Raw genomic sequence first — 16,870 nt, 5'->3', positions numbered from 1 at the left:
TTGATCGCCCATTAAAGCTTTATGGTGCGACTTAGAGTAATAAAGGGCGACTTGTCCTAAAATGTCCGATTTCAATGTGGGGTGCCGGATCCGCGGAAGCGACGGCGCGAGCGCGGTGGCAGGCCTGCGAGAGGGAGCAGCCGGGAGGCGCGCGGTCTCGAGCGACGCGTTCGAGGGGCCTTGCGAGAGGCCTCGTGAGAGGGCCTTGGGACGTTTCGAGGGGACATGGAGCGCGCCGTGGCGGGGCGGGCCGGCCCCGGCGTTGGCGGCCCATGGGCGGATTTAGGAGACGCGACCGCGGCTCCGCTTGCGGCGAAGTGGCGTCGCACGACTCCGGAGGCCGGCGGCTGAGGGAAATGGGCCTCGATGACGAGCCCTGGGAGCGGGCGCGGCGCAGAGCGACCGAAATGGGGGAAACGAACAGTGCCCGTGCTCACGAGTGGCGTGGAACTCCACCCCAGGTGAGCACGGGCACATTCATCCGGCGCGATTCATCCGGCACCCGGGCCGGCGGCCCGAGGCTCGGCGCGACCGTTCAGCGCGGCCGCGACGGACGTTGCGAATCAGGGGACGGCGTCGTACGACGGCGTGTAGTCGTCGTGCTCGTAGCCGTACTTCTTCTTCTTCTCCTCTTCCTTCTTCTTGATGTCGGCGTCGACGTCGATGTCGACATCCTTGGTCTTGGCCTCCGGGTTGACCTGGGTGGCCGTGTTCGTGCGCGGGTCGGCCTGCGAGTCCTGGTCCTGCCGGGGCTGGTTGTGCATCTGGTTCCAGTCGGTGGTGTTGGTGTACGGCAGTGTGGAGTTCTGCGACCACTGGGAGTTCCACGGAACCGCGGCGGAGCCGTTCGACGACTTCTGGAACGGCGTGAGGACGAGCGTGAAGTCACGCAGCAGGAACTGGCTCTGGTTCTCCGACTGACGAGCGTGCTGCCACTCGTGGTTCTTGTTCTTGTTCTTGTTCTTGTTCTTGTTACGGCCCTTCTGCCCCTGGGCCTGCCGGTTGGTGTTGTAGTTGCGGTTGTAGCTCGGCCGGACGTAACGGACACCACCGGACGGAGCAGGAATGTATCCGCCCATAACGGTCGCTGCGCCGGCCGTGCCGACGGTGGCGACGCCACCGAGCACGATGGCCGCGCCGCTCAGCGCGGTGCCGAGGGCGAGAGCCCCGGCGATGTTCTTCAACACGGACATCTGGGTGTTTCTCCTCTGAATATCGCGACCCCGGCCCGGTCCCCTGAGGGATCGGGGCGGGTGGTAGTGGATTCGGCGCCGTCGTGTGTGACGCGGCGCGATGCGTTCGCCTGACACCGGCGGCCCTCTCCTCGAAACACGCCGCCGGTGCTCTGCTCTCTCAACTGCTCGCTCGACCGCGGACGGAGCGGCGGACGCGGGTGGCGCCGGTGCCGTGTCTCACGGTCATCCGGTCGCCGCCCGTTCCGCGGGCGGGTGTGTCCGCCGCTCCGCCGATCGAGCGTGTCTCCCGTCGCTCGCGGCTGCGGCTCAGGTGAGGCCGCCGGTCACGAGCGCGGGTGGCCATCGGCCGGTGCGTCGCCCGCCGTGGCCGGGACGTTCACCGAGCCGCTCGTGCGGGTCCCGTCAGCGCACGATCTCCGGCTGGTAGTCGGGGTCGTAGTACTTCTTCTCCTTCTCGATCTTCTTCTCCTTCTCCACGTCCACGTCGATGTCCGCGTCGATGTCCTTCTTCTTGATGCGCGGGTTGACCTCGGTGGCCGTGTTCGTCTTCGGCTGGGCCAGGGAGTCCTGGTCCTGACGCGGGTTGTTGAACTGGTCGCTGTAGCTGTTCGTCCGCGTGTACGGGTACGACTGCGTGTTTCCGTACTGCCAGTTGTACGGAAGCGCCCGCGCGTCGGTGTCCGTCTTCTGGAACGGCGTGAGGACGAGCGTGAAGTCACGCAGCAGGAACTGGTTCTGGGCCTGGTTCTGCCGCTCGTGCTGCCACTGCTTCGTCTTGTTCTTGTTCTTGTTCTTGTTGCCGTTCAGCGCCTTGTTCTTCTGCCGCTGCCCGTTCCGGTTGCGGTTGTAGTTCACGTAGGGGTAGTAGCCACCGCCACCGCCCACGTAGCCGCCCATGACGGTCGTGGCGTTCGCGCTGGTGGCGGCGACAGCGGTACCCAGGGTCACGGCACCACCGGTGAGCGCGGCGCTGATCGCGAGGATCCCGACCAGGTTGTTGAACTTGGGCATTTCATGTCCTCCTTGAAGGATTGTTGCCCCGACACTCCGGCGTTTTCCAAGTCGTTCGGAAAATGCCCTTACTGATGACCCTTGGTGGATCATCCCTGCATTGTCTTGTTTTCCTCGCCGTCCGAGCGACAAACGGCGATCGGCGGCTTTTGCCATTCACTTATCGCTTTATTGGCATCGTTGACACCGATAGGAGTGCTTTAGTCCGGATTGTCATTCATATCCGCATTTCGAAATGTCCGAATAGGGGTGATATTGGCTCTATGTCGCTCTCGTCGAACGGGGTGAACCCGGATGATCGATCCCACGTCCTCCGGGTAGCGGGAGTGCCCGCCGAGGTGACGTGCGAGCGGGGTTATCGTCGAGAAACTCGACGCGAACGAGGCGAACGAGGCGAAACAGGGGAGGACGTGTGGGTGACGAGCCGATTCCGTCGTGGCCCGGCCGGCTCATCGACGTGGGGGGAGCGCGCATCCATGTGCGGACGACCCCGGAGGGGCCGCCCGAGACCGCCGTGTACGTGCACGGCCTGGCGGGCTCGGCGACCAACTGGACCGACCTGATGGGCGAGCTCGCCGACGAGGTGCGCGGGGTCGCGGTCGACCTGCCCGGGGCCGGCTACTCGCCGGAACCCGTGGACGGCGACTATTCGGTCCCCGCCCACGCCAGGGCGGTGGCCGGGCTCGTCGAGGCGCTGGGAGAGGGGCCGGTCCACCTCTTCGGCAACTCCATGGGCGGCGCGGTCTCGGTCCGGGTCGCGGCCACGCGGCCCGATCTCGTCAGGTCGCTGACGCTGGTCTCGCCGGCGCTGCCCGACCTGCTGCCGAGGTATGGGCCGGCGCGGGTCGCGATGTCGGCCGCTCCGCGCCTGGGAGAGCTGGCCGTGCGCTGGCTCAGCGCGCTGCCGCCCGAGCGGCGCGTCCAGGCGACGCTCAGCATGTGTTACGCCGACGCCGGGCGGGTCCACCCGGAGCGGCTGCGTGAGGCGGTGGAGGAGCTGCGCCGCCGCGACGGGCTCCCGCACGCGGGCGCGGCCATGGTCGGATGTGCCCGCGCGATCGTGCGCGAGTACTTCCGCCTGGGCCCGGACAACCTCTGGCGCCATGCCGAGCGGGTCACCGCGCCCACCCTCGTCGTGTACGGCCTGCGCGACCGGCTTGTCCACGCCCGCATGGCGCATCGGGCCGGACGGGTCTTCCGTGACGTGCGACTGGTCACACTTCCGCGCGCCGGTCACGTGGCACAGATGGAGTACCCCGAGCTCGTTGCCCGCGAGGCGCGCCGTCTGCTGGCCTACACGAGGACGCCCCTGCGCCGAACAGCGTGATTGGGGAATGCGGGGCCACCCCGGTTAAGTTGTGAGAAGAGCTTGTGATGGGCCCATGGAGCCGAGCGCGACATTGGCACGAAAACGGGAGTGGAACTGTGTCGTTGCCACCGCTGGTAGAGCCGGCAGCAGAGCTGACGGTTGACGAGGTGCGCCGCTACTCGCGCCACCTGATCATCCCCGACGTCGGCATGGCGGGTCAGAAGCGCCTCAAGAACGCCAAGGTGCTGTGTGTGGGCGCGGGCGGGCTGGGCTCTCCCGCGCTGCTGTACCTGGCCGCGGCCGGGGTAGGGACGCTCGGCATCATCGACTTCGACGTCGTGGACGAGTCGAACCTGCAGCGTCAGGTGATCCACGGGCAGTCGGACGTGGGCCGTCTGAAGGCCGAGTCGGCCGCCGCGAGCGTGCGCGAGATCAACCCGCTGGTCAACGTCGTCATTCACAACGTCGCGCTCACGACCGACAACGTGATGGACATCTTCTCCGGCTACGACCTCATCGTCGACGGCACGGACAACTTCGCCACCCGCTACATGGTCAACGACGCGGCCGTGCTGCTGGGCAAGCCGTACGTGTGGGGGTCCATCTACCGCTTCGACGGGCAGGCGAGCGTCTTCTGGGCCGAGCACGGGCCGTGCTACCGCTGCCTCTACCCCGAGCCCCCGCCGCCGGGCATGGTCCCGAGCTGCGCCGAGGGCGGCGTGCTCGGCGTGCTGTGCGCGTCGATCGGCTCGATCCAGGTGAACGAGGCCATCAAGCTGATCGCCGGCGTCGGCGAGCCGCTCGTCGGCCGCCTGATGATCTACGACGCCCTCGAGATGAAGTACCGAGACGTCAAGGTCCGCAAGGACCCCGAGTGCCCGCTGTGCGGCAAGAACCCCTCGATCACCGAGCTGATCGACTACGAGGCGTTCTGCGGCGTGATCTCCGACGAGGCGCAGCAGGCCGCCGCGGGCAGCACGATCACCGCGGCCGAGCTCGAGGCGATGCGCGAGCGCGGCGAGGACATCATGATCATCGATGTCCGCGAGCCGAACGAGTACGAGATCGTCAACATTCCCGGCGCGGTGCTGATCCCCAAGGGCGAGTTCCTCAACGGCTCGGCCCTGGAGGGGCTGCCGCAGGACAAGAAGATCGTGCTGCACTGCAAGTCGGGCGCCCGCTCGGCCGAGGTGCTCGCGGTCCTGAAGAACGCCGGCTTCTCCGACGCCGTCCACGTGGGCGGCGGCGTGCTGAGCTGGATCAAGACGGTCGACCCCAGCCTGCCGACCTACTGATTCACCACGACCACGGCGACGGCCGCCGCCTCGTCACGAGGCGGCGGCCGTCGCCGCGTTGAGCGCCCTTATGCGCGTTTGTCCGGAGTGACGCTGAGACCGCTGGGTGCGACGATGCGCTGCAGGTTCTCGACGTACGCGGTGAACGCCGCCCGTCCCTTGTCGGTGAGCTTGAACCACGTCTTGGGCCGCTTGCCCACGTAACCCTTGCGCACGGCGACGTAGCCGGCGGCCTCCAGCGCGCTGCCGTGCTTGGACAGGACCGAGTCGCTGACGCCGACGGTGTCGCGCACGAACCCGAACTCGGCTTCCTGCGCGGCGGCGAGCAGCGAGACGATCTGCAGGCGGGCGGGGGCGTGGATGACCGGGTCGAGCTCCATCAGCGACCGCTCTCCACTCGGCGGGCCATCCGGTCCGAGATCCACCGCGCGACGAAGGGCCCGGTCGCGGCCATGAACACCGTCATGGCGAGGGCGCCGTACGTCCGCCCGTAGGGCACCTCCGCGAAGGTGAGCCAGAACGTCAACGCGATGTCGAGCGCGATGGAGCCGACGAGCCACACCGCGAAGGCGACGGAACCGGACCCCGTCATCAGGCTGCGGTGCGCCGCCATCCTGCGCCTGCGCACCATCAGGAAGGCCAGGATGGCCAGACCGGCGAGTAGTACGAGCCCGCCACCGATCATGACCGGGATCGGGGTGCCCGGCTCGGTGACGAACTGGCCGCCGGTGACGAACACGCCGACGCCGGTGGTGTACCAGTGGGGGAACCAGGGCTCCGACCGCAACGCCTTCGCCTGGGTCTGCCGGATCGTCGCCAGGCTCTGTGCCGCTTCCTCGGGGTTCATGGGGGGCTCCTCTCGCCGCTCTTTCCATCTAGGAAAGTACTTTCTACTTTCCGTAGCGTCAAGTACTTTCCGGAGGCATTTGTGGGGATGACGGGTGGTAGGTCGCGTTAAGGTCACTGGAGGAGGGAGGCCGTGACGGGAACGGAGGCGCAGTGGGCGAGACGCGGACCTGGCCGGCCGTGGCCGTGGCCACCGCGATCACCGTCATCTGCGCGATCGCCGGCGGTATCGCGGCCAGCGCCGCCGTCGCCGAACTGACCCGAGGGCCGAGCGCCGCCGAGCTGCGCGAGGCCCGGGCGGCGGAAGTGGCGCTGCGGTGGGAGCGCTGGCCGGCCGGCCGGATCTTCCCCGCCACCCTGCCCTACACGAGTGAGCAGGGCGGGCGTGAACAGGCGCGGCGGGTGGGCATCTCCCCGCGTACGGACTGCCGCGGCGCGGTCGACTCGGCCATCGCCGGCCAGATGAAGGACGCCGGCTGCCGGGCGATCCTGCGGGCCACCTACCTCGACGCCCTCCAGGGCATCGTGGTGACGATCGGCGTGGCGGCCTTCCCCGACGAGCTCAAGGCGCGCTCGGCCATCCCCATCTTTCCCGGCGACGGGTCGGCCGCCCCCGGGCTGCGCGCCCTCGCGTTCCCCGGCACCGTGACCGACCGCTTCACCGCGAGCGGACGCCAGTCGCTGGTCCTGCGTGCGGTCGGGCCGTACCTCGTGATGACGACGGCGGGGCAGATCGACGGGCGTCCGGCCCGTGCGCTCGGGGAGCAACGGGAGACGATGTTCTCGTTCACCGAGGACCTGGCCGAGGAGGTGGCCGCGAGCCTCACCGCCCCGGCGTCGCCCGACTGCGCGGCCAAGGAGTGGCAGTGCTGACCGCGCTCCGGCGCAGGGCCCTCGCCGCGTCGGCCGCCGCGGTGCTCGCCCTGTCCGGCGGCACGTTTCTCGTCCCGGTCCCGGCCGGCGCCGACGACGTACGGCTCAGCCAGCAGGACGTGCTGCGCACCCTCGACGTCGACGACGCCTGGCGGCTGACGAAGGGCGCCGGCGTCACCGTCGCGGTCCTGGACTCCGGGGTCGACCCCGATCACCGCGACCTCGCCGGGTCGGTCGTCACCGGGAGGGACTTCACCGCCGGCGCCAACCCGCGGGGGGTGCAGCCGGTGCGCCTGCACGGCACCTACATGGCCTCGCTCATCGCCGGGCACGGGCACGGCCCGGACGGCGCCGACGGCATCATCGGCGTCGCGCCGGAGGCGAGGGTGCTGTCCGTGCGCGTGATCCTGGAGGACGAGGAGCCCGGGTTCCGCACGTTCAACTCGGACGCCCGTTACGAGGCCGTGGTCGCCAAGGGCATCCGGTACGCCGTGGACCACGGCGCCGAGGTCATCAACATGTCGCTGTCGAAGGACATGCCGACGAAGGACGAGCGTTCGGCGATCGCGTACGCGATATCCAAGGGCGTCGTCCTCGTCGCCGCGGCGGGCAACGAGGGCGCGGGCAAGCGGACCGCGCCGTACTCCTATCCGGCGGCGATCCCCGGGGTGATCTCGGTGGCCGCCGTCACGTCCACGTTGCGGCGCGCCTCGTTCTCCAACCGCAACTCCTCGGTGATGGTGGCCGCCCCTGGCGTCGACGTCCTCGGGGCCGGGCCGGGCGACGAGTACTGGGTCGGCCGGGGGACATCCCAGGCGACCGCGCTCGTCTCCGGCGTCGCCGCGCTGATCAAGTCGCGCCACCCCCGCATGTCGCCCGCCCTCGTCGCGCAGGCGCTCACCTCGTCGCCGGACCACCGGGGGCCGTACAACATCGGCACCGGGTTCGGGGTGGTCAACGCGTACCGGGCGCTGAGCGTGGCGGCCACCCTCTCCCGCCATCGCACGACGGCGTCGGGATCGGGCGTGCAGAGCCCCTCGCGTCCCGTCCGTTCGTCCGCGAACGACCACGACCCCATCGTGGTCGTACGGCGCGACACGGGGACGATCCTCCTCTACGGCGGCATCGCGCTCGGCGCCTTCTCCGGCTCGGGCGCGGGCCTGGCCGTCCTGCTCGTGCTCGCGCGGCGGGCGCGCAGACGGCAGGAGGAGAACGACGCGCTGCCGCCGGCTCCTTGGCCGACGAGGCTGCCGACGTAGCATCGGAGTATGCCGCCCGAGCAGCCCCGCATCCCGCCGACGGCACGGACGCCGTCCGGCCTCCGGCAGGCCGGGCTCCGGCAGGCCGGGCTCCGGCAGGCCGGGCTCAGGCGGGACAGCCTGCGGGGAGACGGCCGGACGGCTCCGGGGGCACTGCCACTCGGCGCGTCCGCCCGCCGGACCCGGGCACGGACCTGGACGGGGTCGAAGGGGCGGACCGCCGCCGCGGAGGCGGCCAGGGAACGGGCCGAGCTCGAGCGCGGCATCCGCTTCCGCTCGCTCTACCTGACGATCATGGGCGTCGTCCTCGCCGTCGCCGCGGTCAACGTGCTGCTGGGGTCGGTCGGGTTCATCAAGGAGAACAGGTCCAGGCCGCTCACCGACGCCGAGCGCGCCCGCTATGTGGCCGAGGACGTCGCCAGACGGTGGCGTGCCTGGCCCGCCGGGATGGTCTTTCCCGAGGAGCTTCCGTACACGGCGCTCGGCCGCGCGCAGCAGTACGCCCGCCGGGTCGGCATCGCCCCCGAGGCGGCGTGCGCGGCGGCGGTCGACGCGCCGGTGGCGTCCGTGCTGCGCAGACACGGCTGCCGGGCCATGCTGCGCGCCACCTACGTCGACCAGACCTCGACGTTCGCCGTCACCGTGGGCGTCGCCGTGCTGCCGGGCGAGCAGGCCAGGACCGACGCGGCGGGCGAACTGCCGGTGGACGACCGGGTGGGCGTACGGCCGATGGCCTTCCCCGGCACGGTCACCGACACCTTCGGCGCGGCCCAGCGCCAGCGCACCGGATGGGTGGGCGCGGGGCCGTACATCGTCTTCTCCGCAGTGGGGTACACCGACGGTAGGACGCGTGCCTCCGTCCCCCTGGAGGAACAGGTGAACAGCGAGATGTGGCCCGTGGCCGAGACCGTGGCCGGGCGCATCGCGCGTGCCCTCGCCGAGCCCCCGGACGTCCCCCGCTGCACGCAGGGGAACGTGTGCTGAGGCCGGCCTCCGTCTGCGCGGCGCTGACGGCCGTCCTCCTGGGAACAGGGCCGGCGGCCTGGGCCGCGGCGCCGGGCGGTGAGGACGGGCAGTGGGCGCTCCACGCCGTCAACGCCGCCGCCGCGTGGAAGGTCAGCAAGGGCGCGGGCGTGACCGTCGCCCTGCTCGGCGGCGGGCAGCCCGACACCGGTGTGCCCGAGCTGAGCGGCCGGGTCGAGCGGGGGCCGGACATGACGGGCACGACGTTCGACGACGAGACGGTGAGACCGGGCGACGACGTGACCGCGCTGGCCTCGGTGATCGCGGGAAACGGGCGCGGCGGGGGGATCTCCGGGGTCGCGCCGCAGGCGCGGGTGCTGTCTTTGCCCGTGACGGCGGCGGGGCCGGCGCAGGGCGGCTCCGCCGGTCCCGAGGGCCCGGCGCGGGAGACGCAGGACAGCCCTCTGGCCCGCGGCATCCGCTACGCGATCGGCCGGGGGGCCAAGGTCATCTGCCTGCCCGTCCCGGCGTACGGCGTGGACCGCGTGGAGCGGGACGCCATCTCCTCGGCGCTGGCGAGGGGAGTGGTGCTCGTGGCGGCGGTGGGGGACGCGGGCAGGTCGCCCTACGCCAGGCAGAACGGCACCTCCTACTGGGCGTTCCCGGCGGGCTACCCCGGAGTGGTGGGGGTCGCCGCCGTCGACCGCCGGGGCGCCAAGACCGCCGGCAGCAGCGACAACCTCTCGGTCCTGGTCGCCGCGCCCGGGGACCGGGTGCCCGTCGCTCTCGCCGGGGGCCGCTATGGGACGGTGTCGGGGACCGGAGTGGCCAGCGCGATCGTTGCGGGAACTATCGCGCTAATTAAGGCGAAATATCCTGATCTGCCGCCGGAATTGGTGTCGCGTGCTCTGACGTCGACCTCCCGTCCCCACCCGCCGTCGGGCTACGACGACAAAGTCGGATTCGGAGTGGTGGACGCGGCGGCGGCCCTGCGAAAGGCCGGGGAGCTGACCGGATACGGCCCCGCCTCCGCGGTGCGGGACGACGCGCACTTCGGCAGGGGCCCGGTCTCGCAGGGGCCCGCGCGCCCGGGACCGGATCCGGTTAGGCTCTGGATCTACGGCATCGCCGTTCTGCTCGGAATCGGCGGTTTTTGTGCCGCCGCCGTCGCGCTCATCCGCCGGTGATCACATGTTGGCCGCCGTTTCGCTGCATTTCGGACGCGGTACTCCCGATGTTCCTGTTTCCGGTGACACAGCCGGGTCAAGTTTCGCTAAGGTCGCGGCTCATGGGGTACGAGCTGCGCGTAGAGCGTGAGGCACCGCTCGCCTACGCCGAACTCGCGAGCGTTTCGGCGCAGGCCGGATTCGAGCTGCGCGGGTCGCACGAGGCGAGCGAGATCGTCGCGCGCCACGGCGACTCCGTGCACCCGGTCGCGACCTGGTCGGGCCGGCTCTCCGGTCAGCCGGGATCGGACTGGCAGGTCGCTCAGCTGGCCCGTCTCACCGACCTCATGGGGGCCCGGCTCGTGGGCGAGGACGGCGAGGCGTACGGCATCAGGAACGGGGTCGTCGAGCAGATCAACGGATCGTCGGTCTACGAGTTCGGCAAGCTCGAAGAGATCCTCGCCGCCGGGCCGACCGAGTGGAGCGCTTGAGAGACGGCCGCGGCCAGCCGCCGCCGTACGCCGAGCGGGTGCTCGACCTGGTCGAGCGGATCCCCCGCGGCAGGGTGATGTCCTATGGAGACGTGGCCGAGTATCTCGGCGAGGGCGGCCCCCGGCAGGTCGGCCGCGTGATGTCGCTGTGGGGCGGGGCCGTGCCGTGGTGGCGGGTGATCCACGCCGACGGCACCCCCGCGGCCGGTCTCGAGGCCGAATGCCTGGCGCGGTGGCGTGAGGAGGGCACTCCGGTCCGCGGCGCGCGGGCCGACATGCGCGCGGCCCGCTGGGACGGCCGCGACTGACCGCCGAATCGCCTGCCTGATCCCTAACCGGATGAATGACAAACCGCTGTGTGATCGGTCGGACCGGCGCCCCTCCCCCGGCGTAGTGCTGCTCGTCACCCCGTGCCACAGGGGTGTCACACGGCGATTCCCAGGAAATCCACAGGCTTGCGCGAGTCAGATCTGGCAGTGTTCTGAGGGCATTACCATTTTCTGAACACAGGTCTGGCGAAGGGTGGTGCCTCCCGTATGACACCCGCACCCACGAGCGACGCCGTCGCTGAACGACTGCGGGCTGTCCAGGAGCTTTACGACCGGGGCGAGCCGATCGACGCGCTGGTCGCGCTCGTGCGCGCGGAGGGGCTGAGCCCCGCGCAGCGCCGGGAGGTCGACCGCGAGGCGATCGCCGGTCCCCTCGGTCTGCGCCTCGACGCCGCAGCCAAGCGCGGGCCCGCCCGCCGCCGCCAGACCATCGACGCGCTCCGGCCGTATCTCGCGGAGGTCGATCCGAAGGTCAAGCGGGAGCTGCCGGTCGGGCGCCGGGTCGCCTGCCACCTGATCGAGACGCAGGACCCGGGCGAGCTCGCCGAGGGCGACGCGCTGGTCAAGCTCGCCGCCGCCGCGGCCGAGCCGTCCCGCCGGGTCCGGCGGGGCCTGCGGTGGTACGCCGACCTGCCGGTCGAGGTCGGCGACCCCTCGCTGCTGCGCCTGCGGGCGGCCGACCTCGTGCCGGTCACGCAGATCGACGACATCACCTGGGTGGGCAACCGCCTGAGGGTGACCGGGCACGCCTACATCGCGGGCCTGTCGGTCCGCAGCGGCCGTTTCAACCGCGCCACCGTCGTGCTGCACGGTCCCCGCTGGCTGCCCCGGGTCACGATGAGGACCCGCAGGACCTACCGCCCCGAGGCCACCCACGCCGCCCGCGAACCCGGATGCAACTACGACTGGGCCGGCTTCACGGCCGAGCTGCATCCGTTCTCCCTGCGCTGGCGCGCGGGGGTGCGGGCCCTGGTGCGCGGCACGAAGCGGGTGCTGCGCCGCCGCCACACCGTCCAGGACACCACCACCTGGCGGGCCGAGATCGTGATCTGGAGCCGCGCCGCCCGCGCCAAGGGCGTGCTGCGCGGTCCCGTGATCGGCCGCACCGAGCGCCCGGCGGGGCTGCAGGTGCGCCCGCGCTGGTGGGTGCGGCCCGTGTGGACCTCCGACAAGGCGCTGCAGGTGGTCTACCAGCCGACCCGCGCTCAGCTCACCGATGTGCAGCTGAACGGCGACAACATCGAGCTCACCGGCTTCCTGCCGGGCCGGCCGATCACCAAGGGCAAGGCCCGCGTCGGCGGGCACCGCATGTCGGCCGACTTCGCCCCGGTCGAGGGCGGCAGCCGTTTCTCGCTGTCGCTCGCGGTCGGCACCCTGCTCAACGCCGAGTCCCGGCGGCTGTGGGTCGAGCCCAAGGGCGACCCGGCCGCGGCCGTGATGCTGGAGGGCGCGGAGGAGACCCGCCTGCTCGTCGGCGATCGCGAGGTCACGGTGCAGGGCGACCGGCGCGACCGCGTCGTCATCTCGGGTCACAAGATCCTGCCTGTGATCACCTCGGCCGAGTGGCACGACGAGTCGATCACGCTCACCGGCCGCTACCCCGACCCCGACCAGGGTCCGCGCGACCTGGTGCTGCGGCATCGGGGCGGGCTCACGATCCGGACGCCGCTGGAGCGCGACGGCGAGCGGTTCACCGTACGGCTGTCGCCCGGCGCGATGCCGCGCTTCGGGTCGGCCGTGCCGCTGGCCGAGGGCACGTGGAACATCTCGGTGGCCCCGCCCGGCAGGTACGGCCCCGCCATGGTGCCCGCCCGGTTCGACCACGCGGGCCTCGACGTGCTGGACGAGGGACCGAGGGCCATCGGCGGCCGGGTCTACCGGTTCGTCGCCACTCGCTACGACGTGCCGGTGCTGGTCGCGGCCGAGGATCGTCCGGGCGACGAGCGGAGCGCGGCGGGTGTGTGGGCGCTCAGCCGCACCTTCTACCCCGCCGAGCGCGCCAGGCCCCTGCGCGAGGCGACGGTCTACGTCTCCTTCGACGGCCGCGCGTACTCGGACAACCCGCGCGCCATCTACGAGGAGCGGCTGCGGCGCGGTGACGAGAGCGAGCACATCTGGGTCGTCAGGGACGGCGCGTTCGTGCCGCCGGGCTCGCACGAGCTGGGGCTCGGCGACGGCGTGACGCCCACGGTGGTCCGCGAGGGCAGCCGGGAGCACTACGAGGCGCTGGCACGCGCCCGCTACATCGTCTCCAACGGTTTCCTGCCGCAGTGGTTCCGCACCCGTGAGGACCAGGTGTGCCTGCAGACCTGGCACGGCACGCCCGTCAAGCACATCGGCCGCGACCAGGCCCACATGAAGCGCGAGCCCCGGCCCCCGGTGTGGCACCGCCAGGCCGTGGAGGTGCGCGGCTGGGACGTGCTGCTGTCGCAGAGCCCGTGGGCGTCGTCCGTGCTGCGCAAGGCCTTCGGCTACGAGGGCGAGATCCTGGAGGCCGGCTACCCGCGCAACGACGTCCTCGTCTCCGGCGAGCGCGACGCCCTGGCGGCGGAGATCCGGCGCAGGATCGGCATCCCCGAGGGCAAGCGGGTCGTCCTGTACGCACCGACCTACCGCGACTACGACCGCAGGAACGCCGCGGTCAAGCTCGACCTGGCCGACGCGAAGCGGGCACTCGGCGCCGATCACGTCGTGCTGGTGCGGGGGCACATGATGCAGGCCTTCCCGCACGTGAACGCGCAGGGCGGCTTCGCGATCGACGTGACGACCTACCCCGACACCGCCGATCTCCTGCTGATCGCCGACGTGCTCGTCACCGACTACTCGTCGGTCATGTTCGACTTCGTGGCGACCGGGCGGCCGGTCGTGCTGTTCACGCCGGACCTGGCCAAGTATCGCTCCTCGCGCGGCCTGTACCTCGACCTGGAGTCGCAGCGCCCGGGTCCGCGCCTGGAGACCTCGCCCGAGGTCGTGGAGGCCCTGCGGAACATCGACGCCGTGACCGCCAAGCTGGCCGACCGTTACGCGTCCTTCGTGCGGACCTACGCGCCGCACGACAACGGCAAGGCCACCGCCCGCGTCATCGATCACGTCTTCACGTCCTGACCGAGATCGAGAATGTCGTGGATCGCGAGGTAGGGGTGTCGGACGGGCGAGGTTCGCAGGGGACGAGACCAGGCATGCGGCCATATGGGCGGATGCTCGTGCTGGCCGCGGTCGTTCTTCTCGTGGACCAGGCCTCCAAGTTCTGGGCGACGTCCGCGCTTTCCGACGGTCAGACCATCACGGTGATCCCGCAGCTGATCCGATTGCGGTTGTTGCTGAACGCCGGCGCCGCCTTCTCGACCGGCGAGGGGGTGACGTGGGTGTTCACCCTGACGACGGCCGTCGCGGTCGCCGGCATCCTCTACGTCGGGCGGCGGCTGCGGTCGCCGGCCTGGACTCTCGTGCTGGGTGCGTTGCTCGGGGGCGCCACATCCCATCTGCTCGACCGCCTCTTCCGCCCGCCCGCCTTCGCCCAGGGCCATGTGGTGGACTTCATCGACTACGGCGGCCTGTTCGTCGGCAACGTCGCCGACATCGCGATCGTGGGGGGCGGCGCCTTCCTGCTGCTGCTGAATCTGCGCGATGTCCCTCTCGGGGGTGTGCCCGACAAGGGACGTCCATCCGCGTAGGAGAACCGCCGCGGCGGTTCTCCTCCTCACCGGTGAGCCTTCTACGCCCCGGGCCCTTCTCCACGCGGCCCGGGGCGCGGCATGTCGCCCCGGCGCCTGGCGGGATCCTGTCGGCATGTGTCGCCAATGCCCCTGGGAAGGCATGTGGCCGTCTGATTGGCTCTCTGCCGCGGGTTCGCCGTCGCCATCAGCGGTGCCGGCCGTCTGCTCGCGCCATCACGACAGCCATGTGAGAGAGCCGCACGATCATGAGTCTTGTCATGCCGATCCTGATCGGCCTCGTCTACGCCGTGCTGATGTCGCTGATCCCCGAACCGCACCGCCGTCGCTTCAACGCCGTCATGGTGGCCGGAGCGGGGGCCGCCTACCTCAGTGGCGGGGGGCTCGGCGGCTGGGAGTTCCCCTTCACCGCGCTCGTCGCGTACTGCGCCTATCGCGGCCTGGAGTCGTGGACGTTCATCGGGATCGCCTGGCTGCTGCACACCGGATGGGACATTCTCCACCACCTCAAGGGCAGCCCGATCATCCCCTTCGCCCACGACTCGTCCTTCGGCTGCGCCATCTGCGATCCCGTCATCGCCCTGTGGTGCTTCTGGGGCGGTCCCTCGCTCATCGGCCTCGTCCGGGCCCGCGTCACCCGGCCCCGCACCACGGACGTGGTTCCTCTTGACGAGTAGTGCTCTCTGGGTGAGCTGCTCGCCTGAGCGAGACGCCCGGCGCACGGAGACCTCAGGCCTGGTTCGTCGGCAGCACGACGACCTGACGGAGGTTGACGTGTTTGGCCCTGCTGACCGTGTAGCCGATCAGGTCGGCGATCTCCTCGGCGTTAAGGGGCGTGATGACCTGGAACATGCCCGCCAGCTGTGCCCCGAGCTCCGGGCTGTCGACGTGGTCGCCCAGCTCCGTCGCCGTCAGGCCCGGCTCGATGTTGGTCACCCGCACGCCGCGCGGGCCGAACTCGGTGCGCAGGAGTGTGGACAGGTGGGTGAGGGCGGCCTTGGTCGCCCCGTAGACGGCGTAGCCGGGGAAGACGGCGTGGGCGCCGATCGACGAGACGTTGACGAGGTCGGCCGTTCTGCCGTCCGCCGCCGCAGCGAGCAGGTCGGTGGTGAAGGCCCGGATGATCCGCAGGGCGCCGGCGAGGTTCGTGTCGAGCATCCGCGTCCACTCGTCGATGCGGCCGTCGTCGATCGGATTGGGCAGCATCACGCCCGCGGCGTTCACCACCAGGTCCACGGGCCCGAGTTCGGCGTGGATCCGGTCCACGGCGGCGGTCACGTTGTCGTCCCGAGTGATGTCCGCGGTCACGGCCAGCGCGGTGCCGCCGTCGGCTGCGATCTTCCGGGCCAGGTCCTCCAACCGGTCGGCGCGGCGGGCGAGCAGCGCGACCTTCGCGCCGGAGGCGGCCAGCAGCCGCGCCGTCGCCTCTCCCATGCCGCTGGCGGCCCCGGTTACCACGGCGACGCGTCCGGCCAGGTTCTCGTAGCTCATTGTGACTCCTTCGCGTTCGAGGTTGACGAGAGCCACTCTGGCGGGGCGGGGCGGGCCTACCCAGGCCACGCCTTTTCCTGGTAACGGCAGTACTAGTCTTGTGCGTCATGGATGGTGATCTGGGACGGTTCCTGCGTTCTCGCCGGGCCCGGATCCGGCCGGAGGACGCGGGGCTCCCGGCACACGGACGGCGGCGTGTCAGCGGGCTGCGGCGCGAGGAGGTCGCGCTGCTCGCGGGCGTGAGCGCCGAGTACTACATCCGCCTGGAGCAGCAGCGCGTACGCAACGTCTCGGACGAGGTGCTCGACGCGGTCGCCCGGGTGCTGCGCATGGACGGCACCGAGCGGGCACACCTGCGCCGCCTTCTGCGCCCGCCCGAGGACCGGCGGGCTCCTGCCTCCCAGGTCCGGCCCGGAGTGCGGATGCTCCTGGACGCGGCCGACAGCGTGCCGGCGTTCGTCCTCGGCCCCCGGATGGACGTGCTCGCCTGGAACGCCCTCGCCGACCGGATCACCGGCTTCTCGGCCATGCCCGAGGGTGAGCGCAACATGGCCCGTCAGACGTTCCTGTCGCCGCGTGCGCGTTCGCTCTACCGCGACTGGGCGACTGTGGCCGCCGAGATCATCGCCCATCTGCGCCTGTACGCCGGGAGGCACCCCGACGACCCCCTGCTGGGCCCGCTCGTCGCCGACCTGTCCGCCGACCCGGACTTCGCCCGCCTGTGGGAGGAGCACCGGGTGGCCGAGAAGACCTTCGGGGCCAAGCTGCTGCGGCACCCGGAGCTCGGAGACCTGGACTTCGCGTACGAGACCCTGGCTCTGCCGGGCGACCCCGACCTGCTGGTGGTCATGTACACCGCCGATCCGGCCTCCCCGACCGGCCGCACGCTGGCCCGGCTCCGGCAGGACCAGGGCCTGAGCGTGCGGGGCTGATCCGCCCAATCGTGTCACGGACTGGGCGTTCGGGC

Annotated in this window: 17 protein-coding genes; 12 read left to right on the top strand and 5 right to left on the bottom strand. The window is 70.9% G+C overall.

The window, feature by feature from the left end; translation table 11 throughout:
- Positions 1-563: 563 nt before the first annotated feature.
- Both AB0O28_RS35345 and AB0O28_RS35340 read right to left on the bottom strand, forming a co-directional pair.
- Positions 564-1,193, bottom strand: coding sequence for a hypothetical protein (locus AB0O28_RS35345; protein ID WP_363646936.1), 630 nt, complete (start codon positions 1,191-1,193; stop codon positions 564-566).
- 405 nt (positions 1,194-1,598) lie between these two features.
- Entirely contained in the window at positions 1,599-2,207 is a 609-nt protein-coding gene (locus AB0O28_RS35340; RefSeq protein WP_363646935.1) for a hypothetical protein, read from the bottom strand.
- A gap of 412 nt (positions 2,208-2,619) precedes the next feature.
- Here AB0O28_RS35340 and AB0O28_RS35335 point away from each other — a divergent pair, with 412 nt between their 5' ends.
- Both AB0O28_RS35335 and moeZ read left to right on the top strand, forming a co-directional pair.
- Positions 2,620-3,534, top strand: coding sequence for an alpha/beta fold hydrolase (locus AB0O28_RS35335; RefSeq protein ID WP_363646934.1), 915 nt, complete (start codon positions 2,620-2,622; stop codon positions 3,532-3,534).
- 98 nt (positions 3,535-3,632) lie between these two features.
- The gene (moeZ, locus tag AB0O28_RS35330) at positions 3,633-4,811 is read left to right on the top strand and encodes an adenylyltransferase/sulfurtransferase MoeZ (RefSeq protein ID WP_363646933.1); all 1,179 of its coding nucleotides are present in this window, start codon (positions 3,633-3,635) and stop codon (positions 4,809-4,811) included.
- Between the two features lie 68 nt (positions 4,812-4,879).
- On the opposite strand, the gene AB0O28_RS35325 is transcribed toward moeZ, so the two are convergent.
- Together AB0O28_RS35325 and AB0O28_RS35320 are read right to left on the bottom strand one after the other, a co-directional pair.
- On the bottom strand, positions 4,880-5,191 hold the full coding sequence (locus AB0O28_RS35325) for a transcriptional regulator (protein WP_363646932.1): 312 nt from the start codon (positions 5,189-5,191) through the stop codon (positions 4,880-4,882).
- Positions 5,191-5,658, bottom strand: coding sequence for a hypothetical protein (locus AB0O28_RS35320; RefSeq protein ID WP_363646931.1), 468 nt, complete (start codon positions 5,656-5,658; stop codon positions 5,191-5,193). The genes AB0O28_RS35325 and AB0O28_RS35320 overlap by 1 nt, the downstream gene beginning before the upstream one ends.
- A gap of 152 nt (positions 5,659-5,810) precedes the next feature.
- On the opposite strand from AB0O28_RS35320, the gene AB0O28_RS35315 reads away from it, so the two are divergent.
- From AB0O28_RS35315 to AB0O28_RS35275, 9 genes are all read left to right on the top strand, one after another.
- Positions 5,811-6,530 carry a hypothetical protein gene (locus tag AB0O28_RS35315; protein ID WP_363646930.1) on the top strand — a complete coding sequence of 240 codons (720 nt, stop codon included), beginning with the start codon at positions 5,811-5,813 and terminating at the stop codon, positions 6,528-6,530.
- Positions 6,524-7,789, top strand: a complete 1,266-nt coding sequence (locus AB0O28_RS35310) for a S8 family serine peptidase (RefSeq protein WP_363646929.1) — start codon at positions 6,524-6,526, stop codon at positions 7,787-7,789. The genes AB0O28_RS35315 and AB0O28_RS35310 overlap by 7 nt, the downstream gene beginning before the upstream one ends.
- A gap of 9 nt (positions 7,790-7,798) precedes the next feature.
- Complete coding sequence (locus AB0O28_RS35305; RefSeq protein WP_363646928.1) at positions 7,799-8,773, top strand: hypothetical protein; 975 nt, start codon at positions 7,799-7,801, stop codon at positions 8,771-8,773.
- Positions 8,767-9,939 carry a S8 family serine peptidase gene (locus AB0O28_RS35300; RefSeq protein WP_363646927.1) on the top strand — a complete coding sequence of 391 codons (1,173 nt, stop codon included), beginning with the start codon at positions 8,767-8,769 and terminating at the stop codon, positions 9,937-9,939. Before AB0O28_RS35305 ends, AB0O28_RS35300 begins: the two co-directional genes overlap by 7 nt.
- Before the next feature lie 101 nt (positions 9,940-10,040).
- Entirely contained in the window at positions 10,041-10,409 is a 369-nt protein-coding gene (locus tag AB0O28_RS35295; protein WP_363646926.1) for a hypothetical protein, read from the top strand.
- On the top strand, positions 10,397-10,717 hold the full coding sequence (locus AB0O28_RS35290; RefSeq protein ID WP_363646925.1) for an MGMT family protein: 321 nt from the start codon (positions 10,397-10,399) through the stop codon (positions 10,715-10,717). Before AB0O28_RS35295 ends, AB0O28_RS35290 begins: the two co-directional genes overlap by 13 nt.
- 228 nt (positions 10,718-10,945) lie before the next feature.
- Positions 10,946-13,843 carry a CDP-glycerol glycerophosphotransferase family protein gene (locus tag AB0O28_RS35285; protein ID WP_363646924.1) on the top strand — a complete coding sequence of 966 codons (2,898 nt, stop codon included), beginning with the start codon at positions 10,946-10,948 and terminating at the stop codon, positions 13,841-13,843.
- 74 nt (positions 13,844-13,917) lie between these two features.
- Positions 13,918-14,412, top strand: a complete 495-nt coding sequence (locus AB0O28_RS35280; RefSeq protein WP_363646923.1) for a signal peptidase II — start codon at positions 13,918-13,920, stop codon at positions 14,410-14,412.
- 260 nt (positions 14,413-14,672) lie between these two features.
- The gene (locus AB0O28_RS35275; protein WP_363646922.1) at positions 14,673-15,089 is read left to right on the top strand and encodes a DUF6010 family protein; all 417 of its coding nucleotides are present in this window, start codon (positions 14,673-14,675) and stop codon (positions 15,087-15,089) included.
- Positions 15,090-15,141: 52 nt separating this feature from the next.
- Here the strand turns inward: AB0O28_RS35275 and AB0O28_RS35270 are convergent, their stop codons facing one another.
- Entirely contained in the window at positions 15,142-15,903 is a 762-nt protein-coding gene (locus AB0O28_RS35270) for an SDR family oxidoreductase (protein ID WP_363646921.1), read from the bottom strand.
- Between the two features lie 107 nt (positions 15,904-16,010).
- Between AB0O28_RS35270 and AB0O28_RS35265 the strand changes: the two genes are divergently transcribed.
- Positions 16,011-16,835, top strand: a complete 825-nt coding sequence (locus AB0O28_RS35265; protein ID WP_363646920.1) for a helix-turn-helix transcriptional regulator — start codon at positions 16,011-16,013, stop codon at positions 16,833-16,835.
- Positions 16,836-16,870: the final 35 nt, after the last annotated feature.

This window comes from Microbispora sp. NPDC088329 (assembly GCF_040685655.1).
GTDB lineage: Bacteria > Actinomycetota > Actinomycetes > Streptosporangiales > Streptosporangiaceae > Microbispora.
The sequence above is the reverse complement of the archived record's forward strand: the minus strand, read 5'-3'. Positions and strand labels throughout refer to the sequence as shown.

Excerpts from the sequence above, each read along its gene's own strand:
- AB0O28_RS35345 (WP_363646936.1), bottom strand. The coding sequence starts at position 1,193 with ATGTCCGTGTTGAAGAACATCGCCGGGGCTCTCGCCCTCGGCACCGCG.
- AB0O28_RS35340 (WP_363646935.1), bottom strand. The coding sequence starts at position 2,207 with ATGCCCAAGTTCAACAACCTGGTCGGGATCCTCGCGATCAGCGCCGCG.
- AB0O28_RS35325 (WP_363646932.1), bottom strand. The coding sequence starts at position 5,191 with ATGGAGCTCGACCCGGTCATCCACGCCCCCGCCCGCCTGCAGATCGTC.
- AB0O28_RS35320 (WP_363646931.1), bottom strand. The coding sequence starts at position 5,658 with ATGAACCCCGAGGAAGCGGCACAGAGCCTGGCGACGATCCGGCAGACC.
- AB0O28_RS35305 (WP_363646928.1), top strand. The coding sequence starts at position 7,799 with ATGCCGCCCGAGCAGCCCCGCATCCCGCCGACGGCACGGACGCCGTCC.
- AB0O28_RS35295 (WP_363646926.1), top strand. The coding sequence starts at position 10,041 with ATGGGGTACGAGCTGCGCGTAGAGCGTGAGGCACCGCTCGCCTACGCC.
- AB0O28_RS35285 (WP_363646924.1), top strand. The coding sequence starts at position 10,946 with ATGACACCCGCACCCACGAGCGACGCCGTCGCTGAACGACTGCGGGCT.
- AB0O28_RS35280 (WP_363646923.1), top strand. The coding sequence starts at position 13,918 with ATGCGGCCATATGGGCGGATGCTCGTGCTGGCCGCGGTCGTTCTTCTC.
- AB0O28_RS35275 (WP_363646922.1), top strand. The coding sequence starts at position 14,673 with ATGCCGATCCTGATCGGCCTCGTCTACGCCGTGCTGATGTCGCTGATC.
- AB0O28_RS35270 (WP_363646921.1), bottom strand. The coding sequence starts at position 15,903 with ATGAGCTACGAGAACCTGGCCGGACGCGTCGCCGTGGTAACCGGGGCC.
- AB0O28_RS35265 (WP_363646920.1), top strand. The coding sequence starts at position 16,011 with ATGGATGGTGATCTGGGACGGTTCCTGCGTTCTCGCCGGGCCCGGATC.